Origin of the sequence: Dickeya undicola (assembly GCF_000784735.1) — a bacterium.
Classification (GTDB): Bacteria; Pseudomonadota; Gammaproteobacteria; order Enterobacterales; family Enterobacteriaceae; genus Dickeya; species Dickeya undicola.
Map to the genome: position 1 here is coordinate 1 of NZ_JSYG01000018.1, position 15,970 is coordinate 15,970.

11 protein-coding genes are annotated in these 15,970 nt (G+C 58.0%); 7 read left to right on the forward strand and 4 right to left on the reverse strand.

Translation table 11 applies throughout. The features are described from left to right. Nucleotides 1-19: 19 nt before the first annotated feature. Complete coding sequence (locus OB87_RS08675; RefSeq protein ID WP_033569051.1) at nucleotides 20-937, reverse strand: nucleotidyl transferase AbiEii/AbiGii toxin family protein; 918 nt, start codon at nucleotides 935-937, stop codon at nucleotides 20-22. Beyond that, the gene (gene abiEi, locus OB87_RS08680) at nucleotides 921-1,466 is read right to left on the reverse strand and encodes a type IV toxin-antitoxin system AbiEi family antitoxin (RefSeq protein ID WP_033569052.1); all 546 of its coding nucleotides are present in this window, start codon (nucleotides 1,464-1,466) and stop codon (nucleotides 921-923) included. Before abiEi ends, OB87_RS08675 begins: the two co-directional genes overlap by 17 nt. Before the next feature lie 1,066 nt (nucleotides 1,467-2,532). On the opposite strand from abiEi, the gene OB87_RS08685 reads away from it, so the two are divergent. From OB87_RS08685 to OB87_RS08705, 5 genes are all read left to right on the forward strand, one after another. Then, a complete protein-coding gene (locus tag OB87_RS08685; RefSeq protein ID WP_012768188.1) occupies nucleotides 2,533-3,051 on the forward strand; it encodes an Hcp family type VI secretion system effector in 519 nt (172 codons plus the stop codon). 111 nt (nucleotides 3,052-3,162) lie between these two features. Continuing rightward, nucleotides 3,163-5,016 (forward strand): type VI secretion system Vgr family protein, encoded by a 1,854-nt coding sequence (tssI, locus tag OB87_RS08690; protein WP_033569053.1) that lies wholly within the window; start codon nucleotides 3,163-3,165, stop codon nucleotides 5,014-5,016. Between the two features lie 14 nt (nucleotides 5,017-5,030). After that, the gene (locus tag OB87_RS08695) at nucleotides 5,031-5,438 is read left to right on the forward strand and encodes a DUF1795 domain-containing protein (protein ID WP_033569054.1); all 408 of its coding nucleotides are present in this window, start codon (nucleotides 5,031-5,033) and stop codon (nucleotides 5,436-5,438) included. 11 nt (nucleotides 5,439-5,449) lie between these two features. Further along, nucleotides 5,450-9,730, forward strand: a complete 4,281-nt coding sequence (locus OB87_RS08700; protein WP_033569055.1) for an RHS repeat-associated core domain-containing protein — start codon at nucleotides 5,450-5,452, stop codon at nucleotides 9,728-9,730. Beyond that, entirely contained in the window at nucleotides 9,730-10,098 is a 369-nt protein-coding gene (locus OB87_RS08705) for a hypothetical protein (RefSeq protein WP_033569056.1), read from the forward strand. Before OB87_RS08700 ends, OB87_RS08705 begins: the two co-directional genes overlap by 1 nt. Before the next feature lie 67 nt (nucleotides 10,099-10,165). Here OB87_RS08705 and OB87_RS08710 read toward each other — a convergent pair whose 3' ends face one another. Both OB87_RS08710 and OB87_RS08715 read right to left on the reverse strand, forming a co-directional pair. Then, nucleotides 10,166-10,390, reverse strand: a complete 225-nt coding sequence (locus OB87_RS08710) for a SymE family type I addiction module toxin (protein ID WP_033569057.1) — start codon at nucleotides 10,388-10,390, stop codon at nucleotides 10,166-10,168. 70 nt (nucleotides 10,391-10,460) lie between these two features. After that, entirely contained in the window at nucleotides 10,461-10,862 is a 402-nt protein-coding gene (locus OB87_RS08715; protein WP_033569058.1) for a helix-turn-helix domain-containing protein, read from the reverse strand. A gap of 101 nt (nucleotides 10,863-10,963) precedes the next feature. Here OB87_RS08715 and OB87_RS08720 point away from each other — a divergent pair, with 101 nt between their 5' ends. Continuing rightward, nucleotides 10,964-13,897: a CHC2 zinc finger domain-containing protein gene (locus OB87_RS08720; protein ID WP_033569059.1), complete on the forward strand. Its 2,934-nt coding sequence runs from the start codon at nucleotides 10,964-10,966 to the stop codon at nucleotides 13,895-13,897. A 45-nt stretch (nucleotides 13,898-13,942) separates the two neighbouring features. Then, entirely contained in the window at nucleotides 13,943-15,013 is a 1,071-nt protein-coding gene (gene xerC, locus OB87_RS08725; protein ID WP_033569060.1) for a site-specific tyrosine recombinase XerC, read from the forward strand. The last annotated feature ends 957 nt before the right edge of the window (nucleotides 15,014-15,970 follow it).

Sequence of the window (15,970 nt, forward strand, 5' to 3'; positions counted from 1 at the left end):
CAATTTTAATTACACCCTCTCACATGATGAACGGCGCTTTCCCTCCCTGCCCATTTAGCTCCTGCTGTAACGTGCTCAAGAGTGTTTTTAACTCGCCAATCAAATATTGGCTAAATGCCTCACGCCCCAGTGTTCTGTCAAATACCGCTTGTGGCAGGAATCGCCGCATTTCTGCGCTAAAGCGGCCATCCCCGACAATCTGCTCAATGCTCTGTATCCGATGTGCCAATAGCTCATCATAATTGGGGATTCGGTAGTCCTGTATTTTCTTTCGGATCAGGTCGAGATCATAGGTTGCGTTCTGCTGGATTAACCACGGTAAGTCCCAAACGTCACGGTAGCGGATATATTTTGTGGTTGCGACGAGAGAAACCAGTTTGTCGCACATCACTTCATTCAGTGTTTCACACATAACCAATGTATCGGAGTAACCATCCGGTAAAACATCATAGTTACGTTTTAACGCCATCGGCATTCTTGTATAAGCGGGAATATTGGCGATCTCAATCTTGACTCGCTGCTTTGGCATATCACGTTTTTCCGGTGCAGTGGTCACGGATACCTGCCATTTGTCGATACGCACTTCCTCATAGCCGGGTTCATTCCGTAGCTCATTTGGCTCTTTCACGTTGACCTCAAGGCCGTACCGATTCCCCAGATAATCTTCAATACAGGCTTTCATGTTCTTCAGGTCTGCACCGGAAAACGCAATCCCCCCGGCAAAATCCAAATCCTCGCTGAACCGATTTCCGCCATGACACAGCCTTAACGATGTCCCGCCCTGAAAAGTAAGCTGCTCCAGCAGACCCGCACTATCCAGACAGTAGAGAATGTCATAGTGCAAAAGCTCCTTTTCCACCACGTTACGAAGACCTTCAAGCTCGGCTGATTCCATCGCTTTGCTGACCAGCTCGGCAAAGTTAACTTTCTGATTCATGGTATAACTCCGATTCGTCGATCAGATGAGTGTTACGTCCGACGCGGCGTAAATCCCTCACCGCAGTTTGTTTAGTTGCTTGCCGCAATGGGGAATTACCCAAATAGGTATCCTGCAAAATTTGCTCAGGTGGCCGCTTGGTATGGGTAAATTCGATCACACCGAAAGGCGTTTTATGTTCTTCTGAACGTCCGGTTGTCATTACCGTAATCCGGCCAATCGGGATTTGAGAAATAACGCCATACTCAGACAACGCTGATTCAAGGCTGAGATAGTTATACTCGCCACGTCGCAGCGCTAACACGATGCGCTCAAGCGTATAGGCGTCTTTGCTTTTGGCATGGTTATAGACGTACACCCCTCGAATCGCACGGGTCAGAATGCCATCTTTCACCAGCCGAGTTAGCCCAGCATTAAACGCTCTGGGGCGATCTTCATGAAAAATTTTGGCTAAATCGCGGGAAGTGAAAACATAGCGCCCTTGCTTATCGAATGTGTTTAAACGTTCAATAGCCGTGATTCTGTCCATTCATAAGTCCACATGAAAAACACATAATTGTGTTATTCACGTATACTTGAACAATTTCATCCAGTCAAGTATACACGAAAACCACTAAAAAGTGATATTCGCGTATACTTATAAAAAATAGCGCGGAATAAGGTGATGAAAAGGCGTTGCCAGACAAGGCGCACCGCAGATAAGAAGGCCCATCACTTTTCAGCATTGGTATACGTTTAGGTATACACGCAAAGTCTGAATTCATATTTATATAATTAATATCATAATATTACGTTGAAAATTCAGATTCCCCCAGCAAATTTGATAGGACAGCAGCAGGACAACGTCTTTAAATACAACCAATTAAAGACACAGGCCTGACAGTGACTGGACTATAAAAGGACTAAATTATGCACGTGAACTGCACGTGCATTTCACGTCTCTCCCGACAACCCCTGAGTCGCAATCAGGGGTTTTCTGTTTGTAAGAAAATGAAATAAGAAATCCTGCACTGCTATCCTTACCCGAATCGAGTGCTGCTTTTTCCCATGCCGGAATACCTTTCTCTATCGATTGGCAGGATATATACGGTGTGACAATGTACTGCAAACACGCTGGAAGCCTGATGTTCCTCTCTCTGTATTATCTCAATAGTGCGGATGGCGGATCTGAACGCCTTTCCTCAACAGCAAAGCTTCACCAAAACCAGACAACCGCGAATAGAGTGAAGTAGATGTACTTGCTTCCTGTTTATCGCGCTTCCTGACGCACATTCCTCTGCCAGACTCCAGCGATCGCACAGAACACATTACGTGATAGTTGTCACATAAAAACAGGTGTCTGACGCTCATGAAACAACCACTAACAGAACAAATGCAAAATCTGCGCAATTTCTTGCTCACTTTCCAGCATAAATCCCTGTTTGCGCAATGGATGCCGTTTTTTCGGGAGGTCTGCGCAATTTTTTGCTCAAATTTGACTTAGGGAAAATGACGGTATTATTTTTCCCTTTAAAAACAATGAAATAAAAGTTGGCATAGTCATTGCTTTATGAACCGTGAAGTCAAACACATGTTCAATAACAAGGAGCAAGACTATGCCAACTCCATGCTACATCAGCATCGAAGGTAAAACGCAGGGTAACATCACCGCCGGTGCCTTCACCTCCGACTCCGTCGGCAACATCTACGTGCAGGGCCACGAAGACGAAATGCTGGTGCAGGAATTCAAACACATCGTCACCGTCCCGACCGACCCGCAGTCCGGCCAGCCTGCCGGTCAGCGCGTGCACAAGCCGTTCAAGTTCACCGTCGCGCTGAACAAGGCCGTCCCGCTGCTGTATAACGCGCTGGCTTCCGGCGAAATGCTGCCGACCGTGACCCTGAAGTGGTATCGCACCTCTGTCGAAGGCAAGCAGGAGCATTTCTTCACCACCACCCTGACCGACGCCACCATCGTCGACATCAACAACCAGATGCCGCACTGTCAGGACCCGTCCAAGCAGGACTACACCCAGCTTATCGAAGTGTCGCTGGCCTACCGCAAGGTGGACTGGGAGCACACCGTGGCCGGGACGTCCGGCTCCGACGACTGGCGCGCGCCGATCGAAGCGTAATGACCATCAACCCGGACTCCGGTCCGGGTGTTGTCGTTTTCAGCCTGCCCTGAGCGATGAAAGGGGTCATCGCTGAGGGCGGACGCAGACAGGGAATAAGGAGAAAGCCAGGTGGCCAACAGTACCGGATTGCAGTTTACCGTGAAGGTCGGCGCGTTGCCGGACACCACCTTCGCGGTGGTGGATTTTGAACTGAGCGAAGCGCTGAACCAGCCGTTTGCGCTGTCGCTCAATCTGGCCAGCAGCCAGCCCGGCATCGACTTCGGTGCGGTGCTGGACCAGCCGTGCGAGCTGCTGGTGTGGTACGACGGCGAACTGCAGCGCCGGGTCAGCGGTATCGTCAGCCGCTTTGCCCAGGGCGACACCGGTTTTCGCCGCACCCGCTACCAGGCCGAGGTGCGCCCGGCATTGTGGCGGCTCGGTCTGCGCACCAACGCCCGTATCTTCCAGACCCAGAAGCCGGACGCGATTATCAGTACCCTGCTGGAAGAAGCCGGAATTACCGATTACGCCTTCGCCCTGCGCCATGACCACGCGGTGCGAGAGTACTGCGTGCAGTACCGCGAAAGCGACCTGGCGTTCATCCACCGGCTGGCGGCAGAAGAAGGGCTGTTCTACTTCCACGAATTTGAGGCCGGGAAACACCGGGTGGTGTTCGCCGATGACGCCGGCGCGCTGCCCAAAGGCCCCGAGCTGTTCTTCAACCTCGCCACGCAGGGGCTGAGCGAAGGCGCTTACGTGCGCCGTTTCCGCTACGCCGAAGCGGTCAGTACCGCCGAAGTGGCGCTGAAAGACTACAGCTTCAAGACCCCGGCCTACGGGTTGTTGCACAACAAGATGAGCAACGAACTGGCGCACCAGCGTGAATCCTACCAGCACTTCGACTACCCCGGCCGCTTCAAGCAGGACCCCAGCGGCAAGGCGTTTACCGGCTACCGGCTGGATGCGCTGCGCGCCGGGGCGATGACCGGCGGTGGCGAGTCGAATGCCGCCGAACTGATGCCGGGTGGCACCTTTACCCTGACTGAGCACCCTAACCCGGCGTTTAATCTGGCCTGGCAGGTGGTGGCGGTGACCCACAGCGGCCAGCAGCCGCAGGCGCTGGAGGAAGAGAGCGGCGGCGAGCCGACCACCCTCAGCAACAGTTTCGAGGTGGTGAAAGCCACCACCACCTGGCGGGCGGCCATGCCGTACAAACCGAGGGTGGACGGCCCGCAGATTGCCACCGTGGTCGGCCCGGCGGGGGAAGAGATTTACTGCGACGAGTTTGGCCGGGTGAAGCTGCAGTTCCCGTGGGACCGCTACGGTGCCAGCGACGACCAGAGCTCCTGCTGGGTGCGGGTCAGTCAGGGCTGGGCCGGTGGCCAGTACGGCCTGATTGCCATTCCGCGCATCGGCCATGAGGTGGTGGTGAGCTTTCTGGAAGGGGACCCGGACCAGCCCATCGTCACCGGGCGCACCTTTCACGCCACCAACCCCTCACCCTATTCGCTACCGGCGAACAAAACCCGCACCTCGCTGCGCACCAGTACCCATAAAGGGGCCGGGTTCAACGAACTGCGCTTTGAAGACCAGGCCGGGCAGGAAGAGGTGTTTATCCACGCCCAGAAGGACATGAACACCGTGGTACTGAATAACCGCAGCACGGCGGTCAACGCCAGTCATACCGAGAATGTCGGCGGCGACCAGACGGTGGTGGTGCAGCACAACCAGACGGTGTCGGTGAAGGAAAATCAGGTCACCGAGATTCAGGGCGAGCAGACCGTCGCCGTCACCAAAAACCGCAACACCACCGTTGACGACAACGAGTCGCTGCAGGTGAAAAACAATATCGCCATCCAGTCCCAGAGCGGCGACATCCTGATTGCCACCGCGGGTGGCTTCATCGCCATTGACAGCGAAGGCAACATTTCCATTACCGGCAAAGGACTGGTGCTGAACGGCACCCGTATCGATTTGAACTGAGGGAGCAGCACCTTATGTACCAGATGAATGAAGGCTCACTGAGTATTCCAGCAGGCTGGCGTGACGAATCGCTGCACGTGTTTGTGCTGCCGGGCGATACCGCCAATCTGGTGGTCAACCGCACACCGATTGAATTCGGCCTGTCGCCGGACACCGTTTATGAACAGACGCTGGCACAGTTTTCCGCCCACCTGAAGGGCTATCAGGAGCGTGCCGCCTGGGAACTGACGCTGGACGGTCAACCCGCACGCGGGCTGGAGTACAGCTGGCGCTCGCCGGAAGGTCCGATGCATCAGGTGGTGGTGATGCAGGTACGCGGCGAGCTGCTGCTGACCTTTACCCTTACCGCCGCCGGTGAGCTGAAGGACGAACAGAAAACCGCGCTGCTGGCGGTCATCGAGACGTTTAAAGCCGCATCCTGAAGGGAGTCACGATGCTCAACGATATTCTGAGCCGGGTGGCCCGGGTAGGGGCCATGCACGCCGGTAATCGTCCCAATCCCCCCGCCGACCGGCCTCAGCCCTGTCAGGGCAAGCCGCCGACCTCGCCGGGCAAGACTATCAAGCACAAGAGTTTTCTCGGTGCGCTGGCGGGTGCCGTGGCCGGGGCGCTGGTGGCGGCGGCCGTGGCAGCCGTGGCGGTATTTCTGGTGGGGGTGACCGGCGGGCTGGCGGTAGCGGCCGTCGGGGCGCTGGCGGTGTTTGCTGCCGGTGACCTGATTTCCGCCGTCACAAATAAGGTGTCGGCGATGGTGGACAGTGCATCACCGGCCTTCGGGCCGGTGGCGTCCGGCTCGGGTAACGTGTTTGTCGAAAAACAGCCGGTGGCCCGCGCCACGAAAGATACCGTTGCCTGCACCAAGCACAACAGTCCGCAACTGATTGCCCAGGGCAGCGAGTCGGTATTTGTGAACGACGCACCGGCCGCCCGTATCGACGATAAAACCGTCTGTGGTGCCACCATCAGGGAAGGGGCCTCGACGGTATTTTTCGGCTCCGGTCAGGGCACCTATCTGGAGATAGCCGACGAATTCAGCTGGTGGGAAAAGGCACTGCTGATTGCGGTGGAGTTTCTGGTGCCGCCCAGCCGGGGAATGCTGAAGGGACTGGGAAAGCTGTTTACCCGCAATGGTCTGAAGAGTGCCTTAAAGGGCGCGAAGGCCGGGGCACTGCTTATCACCAAAGTCCCCGGAAAAATGGGGTGTGCCGCCAGAGCGTTTAAAGCCAATAAAGGCATGGCCAGAATCAAAGAAGCCGTTAAAGCGTTCAAAAAAGACCCGGTCTATATCGCCAGCGGCGAGGTGATTGAATCCCGTACCGATATCGAACTGGGTCAGACGCTGCCGCTGGTGTTTGAACGTGCCTATCGTTCCGCCTCGGCGCACACCGGGCTGCTGGGCTGCGGCTGGCACGACAGCTGGAGCGAGGTGGCGACGGTAGCACGTGACGGCCTCAACACCCACGTGGTCATCACGCTGGCACAGGGCTACGACATCGATTTTACCTTCCATCAGGACGTGCAGGCGGTGTACTGCCCGCACTACCCTGAATTTACCCTGCATCGCCGGGGCGAGGGTTTCAGCCTGTGGCACCGCGACCAGCAGACCTGGCGCGACTTTAGCGTGATACAGGGCGAGCGCCGGTTGCTGTCGGCCATTCACGATACCCACGACAACCGCATCGAACTGGTGCGCGACCCGAAAGGCTACCTGCGCCAGGTGCGCCACAGCGATGGCGTCACCCTGCTGCTGGTGTGGCAGGGTGAGTACCTGTACCAGATACAACGCATCGATGGCGGCCAGAAAACGCTACTGGCCGAGTACCGCCAGGATGAACAGGGTCGGCTGATTGAGGCCAACGCCACCCACGCCTATCACCTCTACTACGAGTACGACACCGCTCACCGGCTGACCCGCTGGCACGATAACGACCAGACCTGGGCGCGCTACGAATACGACGCGCAGGGGCGCTGCGTCTACACCACCTGCGCCGACGGTTTTCTGACCGCCCGCTTCGACTACCTCCCCGACCGGGTAGTGATGACCGATGGCGACGGCCAGCGCAGCGAATTCGGCTTTAACGACCTGCACCTGATGAGCTGGGAAAAATCCCCGCTCGGCCACGTCACCCGCTACGACTACGACGACTACGGCAACCTGCTGCGGGAAACCTCGCCCGCCGGACGGGTGGTCGAATTCAGCTATCTGGACGATACCGGGCGGGTCAGCACCTTTACCGACGCCAGCGGCCACCAGTGGCAGTACGACTATGATGAGGCGCAGCGGCTGTGCGGCGTCACCGACCCGCTGGGGCGCGAGTGGGGCTGGGCGTATGACGCCGAGGGTAACCCGGAGCGGCTCACCGGTCCGGACGCCAGTGAAGTGCGATTCACCTGGAACCGCTATGGCCTGCTGACCCAGGTCAGCGACGCCGCCGGTGAGGTGCAGGCCCGGTTACAGTACGACCACCGTCAGCGGCTGCTGAGCGCCACTGACGCCGAGAGCCGTACCCAGCAGTTACGCTACGACGGGCAGGACCGGGTGGTGCAGTGGCAACGGGCGGACGGTGCCCGTTTCCGGCTCGGTTACCGCCGGGCCAGCTGGACGCTGCCGGAGCAGCTGATACGCCCGGATGACAAGGAAGAGCAGCGCCAGTACGACCGCCATAACAACCTGCTGAGCTACGTGGACGGCAACGGCGCGCTGTGGCGTCAGACCTTTGGCCCGTTCGACCTGCTGACCGCACGCACCGACGCCGAAGGCCGCACCTGGCACTACGCGTACGATAAAGAGAGCCAGCAGCTGATTGCCGTTACCGCGCCGGACGGCAGCCGCTGGCAGTGGTGGCTGGATGCCGACGGGCGGGTCATCCGCGAGCGCGACATGACCGGCACCGACACCCACTACGGCTACGACGAAGACGGCCTGTGCGTCAGCGTGCGTAATGGCGAGGGCGACACCCGCCACTTCCTCTACGACGCCCGCGGCCTGCTGCTGCGTGAAACCGCGCCGGACGACACCCTGCACTACCGCTATGATGCGGTGGGCCGCCTGACCGAAGTCTCGTCGTCCACCGCCCATGTGCAACTGGACTACGACCTGCGCGACCGGGTGGTGCGTGAATGGCACAACGGCACGCTGCTCACCCGCCAGTACGACGACACAGCCCGTACCGTCACCCGCACCCTGACCTGGGACGGCGATGCCGATGACACCACCGGCACCCTCGCGCCGCTCACCAGTCTGTTCCATTACACCCGCACCGGCGAGCTGCGGCAGGTGCAGTTGCCGGACGGCGCGGAACTGACCCTGACCCATGACGCAGCGGGCCGCGAGTCACACCGTCGCGGCGGCAGCGGGTTTGTCCAGCAGCGGGAATACGACGTGATGGGCTGGCTGACGCGGGAGATGAGCGGCGCACAGCAGGACGGCCGCCTGCTGGCGGCACAGACGCGGGAATACCGCTACGACGGTGCCGGTAACCTGACCGGGGTGCGGCACAACCGCGAGGCTGAAGGCTATCGTCTGGACGCCACCGGCCGGGTGCAGGCAGTGCTGAGCGGCGGTGCGGGCAAACCGGTGGACACCACCGCCCGCTTCCACTACACCCGCACCGGCCTGCCGCAGGAGGCAGGGCGGCTTACCGAATGGCAGTCTGGCCGACTGGTCCAGCACGATGATACCCACTACCAGTACGACAGGGCCGGACGGCTTATCCGTAAACAGGTGGTGCAGCCGGGCTACCGCCCGCAGGTGTGGCAGTACCGCTGGGACAGCCGCAACCAGCTGCGGGTGGTGGATACCCCGAACGGCGAACGCTGGCTGTACCGTTACGACCCGTTCGGTCGCCGGGTGGGCAAACGCTGCGACCAGAAAGCCGAAGAAATTCGCTACCAGTGGGACGGCGACCAGATAGCGGAAATCCGCCACTACCGCCACGGCCAGCTGGTGGCCCGCCGCCACTGGGTCTACAACGGCTGGGAGCTGGTGGTGCAGCAGCGCCAGCACACCGGCGGCGACTGGGAAACGGATTTTGTCACCAGCAGCCAGAACGGCGTGCCGCAGGCGCTATTCACACCGGACGGCACCCTGCGCTGGCAGGCCCCGAAAGCCACCCTGTGGGGCCAGCGTCAGGCAGAAAAATCGGAAAGTCCGGACCCCGGCCTGGCCTTCGCCGGGCAGCTCCGTGACAGCGAAAGCGGGCTGTGCTATAACCGCTTTCGGTACTACGACCCGGCCGGTGGGTGTTATGTCTCGCCAGACCCGATAGGGATAGCGGGGGGTGAGAGTAATTACGGATATGTATACAACCCTATAAGCGGTATTGACCCTTTAGGTCTAAACGGTAAGAAATGTATGGGTGTTAGTGAATCAGGTCATCACGTTCCATCCGTAAGAAAATCACAGGGAAGGCCTTTTGAGGTTGCACGCTCCGATAAAACCCGCCCGACTTTATTTCCTAGGGGTAAAGAGCCAGAACATGACCATTGGCGAATGCATGATGCAGAAAGAAAATATGTAGGCCCAAGGCAAGGTGATTTTGCTGGTTCTGACAAGGAGTTGTTTGATGCTTATAAGAAAGCGTATTCGAGTTTGGACGATATCAAAGTGGATGTTCGCTCTCCAAATGGTACACATATATTGGGTTCAAATGTAACTCCGAGCCAAGCCGTAGACCTAATTGAAAACTGGCTTACCAAACAAGGGTTGATGTAATGATTAATAGCAATCTTATAGACATGGAAAATGTGTTATCTTCGCCATCATTTTTTGATTTCTTAAAAAATCTGGATGTAGACAATGCATTGGATTCTCGCGATTCAAAAACATTTGATTCGGAGTGGATGAATAATTTCAATAGATTGGAAAAAGAGGTTTTTAGTAAGGATGATTTAGATTTCATCGATATCCTTCGTGAAAAATCCTTTAAACTTTCATTTAAGATTATCAAAGAGCCTGAAATTTCATCAAGAATATCAGATGATATTGAAATAATAGCGAAAGACATATTGAAGGGAAATGCTAATGGCTGGCCTATAAACTATCTTTGGCAGTCATATAAAAATGGGAAATTCCCTGCTTGATATTGACAAGGCCGGAAGCGATCCCAACGATTCTTCCGGCTGCTTTTTATGCTGTTTAGTTCAACGATCAGACATTAATCTCCGTCTCAATCACTATCCTTCCCCGCTCCACTGTCACGGTAATCGGCATCCCGGTCATAAAGCCCGACTCTTCCAGCCAGCGGCCTTTAAGGTTAATCGCTGACGGCGGGTTAGGCTTGCCGTTTTGCGGGGCGTATCCCACGGTGTAGTAACGTTCTGTTTTAGTTGCTGTATTTACCGTGTTGCGTGACGTAGAATCATGCGCAGCCATAGTCAACTCCTTGATAGTTGGTTGTGGTGAGCGGCGGCAGTGGGGTGCAACCCATTACCGCCGCGCTGTTTTAACGTTGTCTCACACTCTTCTTCACTGCCTTCTCCACGTTGACTTTAGTCACAAAACTGTCAATCACCATAATCAACGCTCTTTGCTCTTCATCCGGCAGCGCATCCGCCTGTTGCCAGAGTTCGTGTAACTCGGCATTGCGGATCTTCACATCCTTGCTGGCCTCGACTCTCCCCACCAGTTCATCCAGCGAAACCTGTAACACATCAGCCAGCTTTAGCAGTGTCTCCAGTTGCGGGAAAATGTGCCCCCGCTCCCAGCGGTTATAGGCTCTGGGCTGGACGTCTATCATCTCGGCAAGTCGTGTCTGGGTTAGCCCTCGGGCTTCCCTCAGTGCTTTGAGGCGTTCGGAAAAAGCGGACATATCAAGACCTGTCATCAGGAAATCAATAGCTGTCATTGTATGCCCCCTTTTTTAATTGCCTGTTGTAATGTGATATATGTGTGATTAGTATATATCACATATATGTCCATTGACAGCGTTTTAGCGGAGTAGATTTTATGGCACGCATCCCTGAATCCGAGTTGCAGCACCTGAAAGCCGCCGTGCCGTTAGTGGAGGTAGTGCGTTCGCAGGGTCGGCAGATGTTTAAGCGCGGCAAGGACGTGGTGGTGTTGTGCCCGTTCCATCAGGAGAAAACCCCGTCTATGGTCATCAGCCCGGAGAAGAACCTGTATCACTGCTTCGGCTGCGATGCAGGCGGCTCGGTGCTGGACTGGGTGATGAAGACGGAAGGGCTAAGCCTGCATCGGGCGGTTGACCGCCTGCGCGGTGAACTGGGTAGCGTGCCTGCTGTTGAGCCGTTGCCGCCCGTTACCGATATCGCTAATGAACAGGAAAGGCAGTCACTGCTGGGTCGCGTGGTTGAGTTCTATCACCACACGCTGCTGAACGCGCCGGACGCCATCGCCTGGCTGGAAAAGCGCCGCCTCAATCACCCTGAATTAGTCGCTGCCTTTAAGCTCGGGTTCGCCAACCGCACGCTGGGTTATCGCCTGCCGCCGAAGAAGCTCAAAGACGGGGCGACCATCCGCAGTCAGTTGCAGGCGCTGGGGGTGATGCGCGACAGCGGCCATGAACATCTGGCGGGGTCATTAGTGGTGCCGGTTATCGATAGGAACGGCCAGGTGCGGGAGCTGTACGGGCGCAAGGTCAGCCATGAGTTACGCAAAGGGACGCCGCTGCACCTGTATCTGCCGGGGCCACACGGCGGGGTGTGGAACGAGCAGGCGTTAGTGGCGGGTAAGACCGTTATCCTGTGTGAATCGCTTATCGATGCGATGTCGTTCTGGGTGGCGGGCTACCGCAACGTCACGGCGGCGTATGGGGTCAACGGGTTTACCAATGAGATGCGGCACGCCTTTATCCGGCATGGTGTAAAACAGGTGCTTATCGCGTTCGATAACGACGCGGCAGGCGATGAGGGCGCGGTGAAACTGGCGGCGTCGTTAGCGGCTGACGGTATCACCCCGTTCCGGCTGGTGTTCCCGGCGGGAATGGATGCCAATGAATACCTGTGCAAGGTGGCGGAGCCGGAAGCCGCGTTCTGTGCGGTGGTAGAAGGCGCGTTACCGATGAGCGACGCAGTGAATGCTGAACCGGAAAGCGCCGCGGAGCCACAGCGGAAAGCCGCGCCGCAACCCGCCCCGTCTTTAGCGGCGGGGGTTCCGGTGGTGAAGACGGCGCAGGCGACCGAGCCGGGCGTGGTGGTTGACGTCCTGCCGGGTGGTGAGCTGGAGATAGCCCTGTCCGGTCAGCAATGGCGCATCCGTGGGTTATCGTCGGTGAAGGCAGGCAGCGGCGTGATGAAGGTGAACGCGCAGGTGCTGGACACGGAAAGCGGCGTGGTGTTCGCGGACAGCGTAGACATGATGAGTGCGCGGAGCCGTGCAGGTTATGCGCGGCTGGCCGCCTCAGAGCTGGGGTTAGCGGAAAGCGACCTCAAACGCAGCTTAGGCCGTGTACTGCTGGCACTGGAAACCCACCTTGCTCAACCTGAAACCCCTGCTGAAAACGTGACTGAACTGGATGACGACGCCAAAGTGGAAGCGCTGGCGTTGCTGCAAGACCCGAACCTGATTAGCCGACTGACGGATGACCTGGCCGCCTGTGGCGTGGTGGGCGAGTCCACGAACTTAGTGGCGGGTTATCTGGCGGCGGTGTCGCGCAAGCTGGACAGGCCGTTAGCGGTGTTAATCCAGTCCTCCAGTGCGGCGGGAAAATCCTCACTGATGGATGCGGTGCTTAATCTCATCCCGCCGGAAGAGCGCTTGCAGTACAGCGCGATGACAGGCCAGAGCCTGTTCTATCTGGGTGAAACCAACCTGCAACACAAGATACTGGCGATAGCGGAAGAGGAAGGCGTGCGGCAGGCGGCGTATGCCCTTAAGTTGCTTCAGTCAGATGGTGAACTGACGATAGCCTCAACGGGTAAAGACGATGCGACGGGAAACCTTGTCACCAAACAGTACACCGTCAAAGGCCCGGTGATGCTGATGTTAACCACCACGGCCATCGACGTGGACGAAGAGCTACTGAACCGCTGTCTGGTTCTCACCGTCAACGAATCCCGCGAACAGACCGAGGCTATCCATGCTCAGCAGCGTAAGGCGCAGACGCTGGAAGGGTTGCTGATGGAGAACGAAAAAGGCTATCTGACGGAGTTACATCAAAATGCCCAGCGGTTACTGAAACCGTTAAAAGTGGTGAACCCGTTCGCCTCACAGCTTACGTTCCTGAGCGACAAAACCCGCACCCGCCGCGACCATATGAAGTACCTGACGTTAATCCAGTCTATCGCGCTGCTGCATCAGTATCAGCGGGAGGTGAAGACAGTAGAGCACCGTGGTCAGGTTATCGAATACATCGAGGTCGAGCGGTCGGATATCGTGCTGGCGAACCGGTTAGCACACGAGATATTAGGACGCACGCTGGATGAAATGCCGCCACAGACGAGGAAACTGTTGCTGCTGATACAGCAATGGGTAAAAGAGAGCGGCCAGCCGAAAACGGCATACCACTTCACCCGCAAACAGCTACGGGACGCGGTGCAGTGGGGCGATACGCAACTGAAAATCCACCTTGCCCGACTGGTTGAACTGGAATACCTGATGCTGCACAAGCGGGGGCTGACGTTCTGCTACGAACTGCTGTTCGATGGTGATGCTCAGGGCGATAACGCGCACCTGTGCGGCCTTATCGATGTACCGGAAGCGGCTGTGGAAACGGTAAAAATAACAGAGAAAGATAACTACGACTCCGTCCGGTCGGGGGGTAATGAAAAGCGGTCGGCCTCGGGTCGGGGTTCAGTCGGTGGGCGGTCGGACAAGACAATCGCTGTTAAAGCCAGTGCTGGCAAGGGTTCTGCGCCATCCGGTCGGGTTAACGGTAAAAGCACGGTTCCTGCACAACACAATAAGCCTGTCGTACCGTAGTTCCCTTATCTGCCGCTCATCCACTCTCACGCAGGACGCGCCGCCATGACCCAACCCAGTCCCCCCAGCCCGGAAACGCTTTACCTTAGCCGCCAGACGCAGACGTTACGCCAGCACACCGGGTACTACCTTGACCACCTCAGCGCGGCGGGCTACAGCAGCCGGACGCAGGAGAGCTACCGTGAACGGCTGCTGCCGTTCGTGGCATGGTGTGAAGACAGAGGGGTGTTGTATGCGCCACAGGTGAGTCTTGCGGTGCTGGAAGGGTATCAGCGCTGGCTGCGGGGCTACCGCAAGGCAGACGGCAAACCGCTCACGGCGGGCAGTCAGCTTGGTCGTCTGACCGCTATCCGGATGCTGTTCCGCTGGCTGCTGAAACGCCACGTCATCCTGTATAACCCAGCCGACATGCTGACGTTACCGAAAGAGGAAAAGCGGCTGCCAGCACAGGTACTGAGCGTGGAGGAAACCGGCGGGGTGTTGCAGTCGGTGGAGAGCGGCACGGTTATCGGGCTGCGTAACCGGGTGATACTGGAAGTGCTGTGGAGCAGCGGTATCCGGCGGGCAGAGGCGGTCAACCTGATGCTGAGCGACATCGACCTGAGCCGGGGCGTGATGGTGGTGCGTCAGGGCAAGGGCAATAAAGACCGGGTAGTGCCGCTGGGTGAGCGGGCGTGTAAGTGGTTAACCCGTTATCTGAATCATGCGCGGCCTGAACTGGCGAAGCGTTATGACAGCGGCCACCTGTTTATCAGCCACAAAGGCACCGGACTGGCACGGGTGACGCTGACGCAGATGGCCGGGAAAGCCATCCGGGAAACGGGACACCTTGATAAGCCGGGGGCGTGCCATGTGTTCCGGCACTCGATGGCCACCCAGATGCTGGAGAACGGCGCGGACACGCGACATATCCAGGCGATACTGGGTCACGAGAAGCTGGAGACGACGCAGATCTACACGCGGGTCGCCATCGGTCACTTACAGAAGGTGCATGAACAGACGCACCCGGCAGAGCGGAAACAGCGGGCGCGGCGTAAAAAGCAGCGGGACGAGCGCAGGCCGGACGCGACACCCAAGCCGGACACCACGCCGCTACCGGACAGCCTGAAAAAGTAGCTCACTCTCTTCAGGGCCGCCGGACGGTGCAGGGCAACAGGCGCGCCGTCCGTGGCGCACCTCTTGCCGTGTTCAGCTAAGGCGCTCCGACGGTAAATGCCGCCCGGCCAGCGCCAACCTTCATCACTCTCTTCCTGTCAGGTTGCTGGCCGTTCGTCATTCAACATAATGTGGCATTACGCGAAAGATGCTGGACGCATCCAACGCGTAACACACATTATGTCGGCGCCGTCTGGCGCATGGGCGCGTTGCGGTCTTCTTCGGCCACGGCGTGCGGCTGGCCGCCGGGGTTCGGCAGCTCAGCACAGCGCGGCGCACAGGCTCGCTGCGCTCACCTCTGCTGTCGGCAGCCGCGCTCCTTCCGTGGCACCGACGGTGTGGCCGCCTTCCCTGGCGGCGCAGGCTCCGGCGTTAATCCTCGGCCAACGTCAAAGGCAACAGAAAAGGGGTTGTCGGCCTGACGGCCTCCGCTTAACGGCTTCACCTCGCCCCCGCCCCAACCCCGCTGCACTGGCTGCGCCCGGCTCGCAGTCGCAGGCTCCTTGCTCGTTCCCGTGCTCGCCATCTCCGCCCCGTGCGGCCCCCGCCGGGGGCCTCCCTGCTAAAGCGTTGTCCTGCGGGCTTCGCCAGCCCGCACCCGGCAGACGCTTCACCGTCCCACAGCAAGCTGCGGAACGGCTCGCGCCGCGATAAACCCCGGTTCAACAGCAAACGACTAATGGCAGCGGCTGCCGCCGCTGCTATGATGCGAGGCAGGCAGACAGGGACGTCACAGCATGGCGGTAGCGTGTCCGGGGCTAAAAGTGCGCGTCGGGGTGTTGGGGTTGCGGGCGTGTGAATGTGGCTGAAAACGCTGCCTGAAAAGACTGTTGCTTCAATGGGTTAAGTGCGCTAAAAAGTACGACGAGCACCGGATAATCCCTATGACCCGATAGGGATAGCGGGGGGTGAGAGTAA

What these genes read in the sequence shown, in the direction of transcription:
- OB87_RS08675 (WP_033569051.1), bottom strand. Translation starts at nt 937, where the DNA reads ATGAATCAGAAAGTTAACTTTGCCGAGCTGGTCAGCAAAGCGATGGAA.
- OB87_RS08715 (WP_033569058.1), bottom strand. Translation starts at nt 10,862, where the DNA reads ATGACAGCTATTGATTTCCTGATGACAGGTCTTGATATGTCCGCTTTT.
- OB87_RS08700 (WP_033569055.1), top strand. Translation starts at nt 5,450, where the DNA reads ATGCTCAACGATATTCTGAGCCGGGTGGCCCGGGTAGGGGCCATGCAC.
- abiEi (WP_033569052.1), bottom strand. Translation starts at nt 1,466, where the DNA reads ATGGACAGAATCACGGCTATTGAACGTTTAAACACATTCGATAAGCAA.
- OB87_RS08720 (WP_033569059.1), top strand. Translation starts at nt 10,964, where the DNA reads ATGGCACGCATCCCTGAATCCGAGTTGCAGCACCTGAAAGCCGCCGTG.
- OB87_RS08705 (WP_033569056.1), top strand. Translation starts at nt 9,730, where the DNA reads ATGATTAATAGCAATCTTATAGACATGGAAAATGTGTTATCTTCGCCA.
- OB87_RS08695 (WP_033569054.1), top strand. Translation starts at nt 5,031, where the DNA reads ATGTACCAGATGAATGAAGGCTCACTGAGTATTCCAGCAGGCTGGCGT.
- xerC (WP_033569060.1), top strand. Translation starts at nt 13,943, where the DNA reads ATGACCCAACCCAGTCCCCCCAGCCCGGAAACGCTTTACCTTAGCCGC.
- OB87_RS08685 (WP_012768188.1), top strand. Translation starts at nt 2,533, where the DNA reads ATGCCAACTCCATGCTACATCAGCATCGAAGGTAAAACGCAGGGTAAC.
- OB87_RS08710 (WP_033569057.1), bottom strand. Translation starts at nt 10,390, where the DNA reads ATGGCTGCGCATGATTCTACGTCACGCAACACGGTAAATACAGCAACT.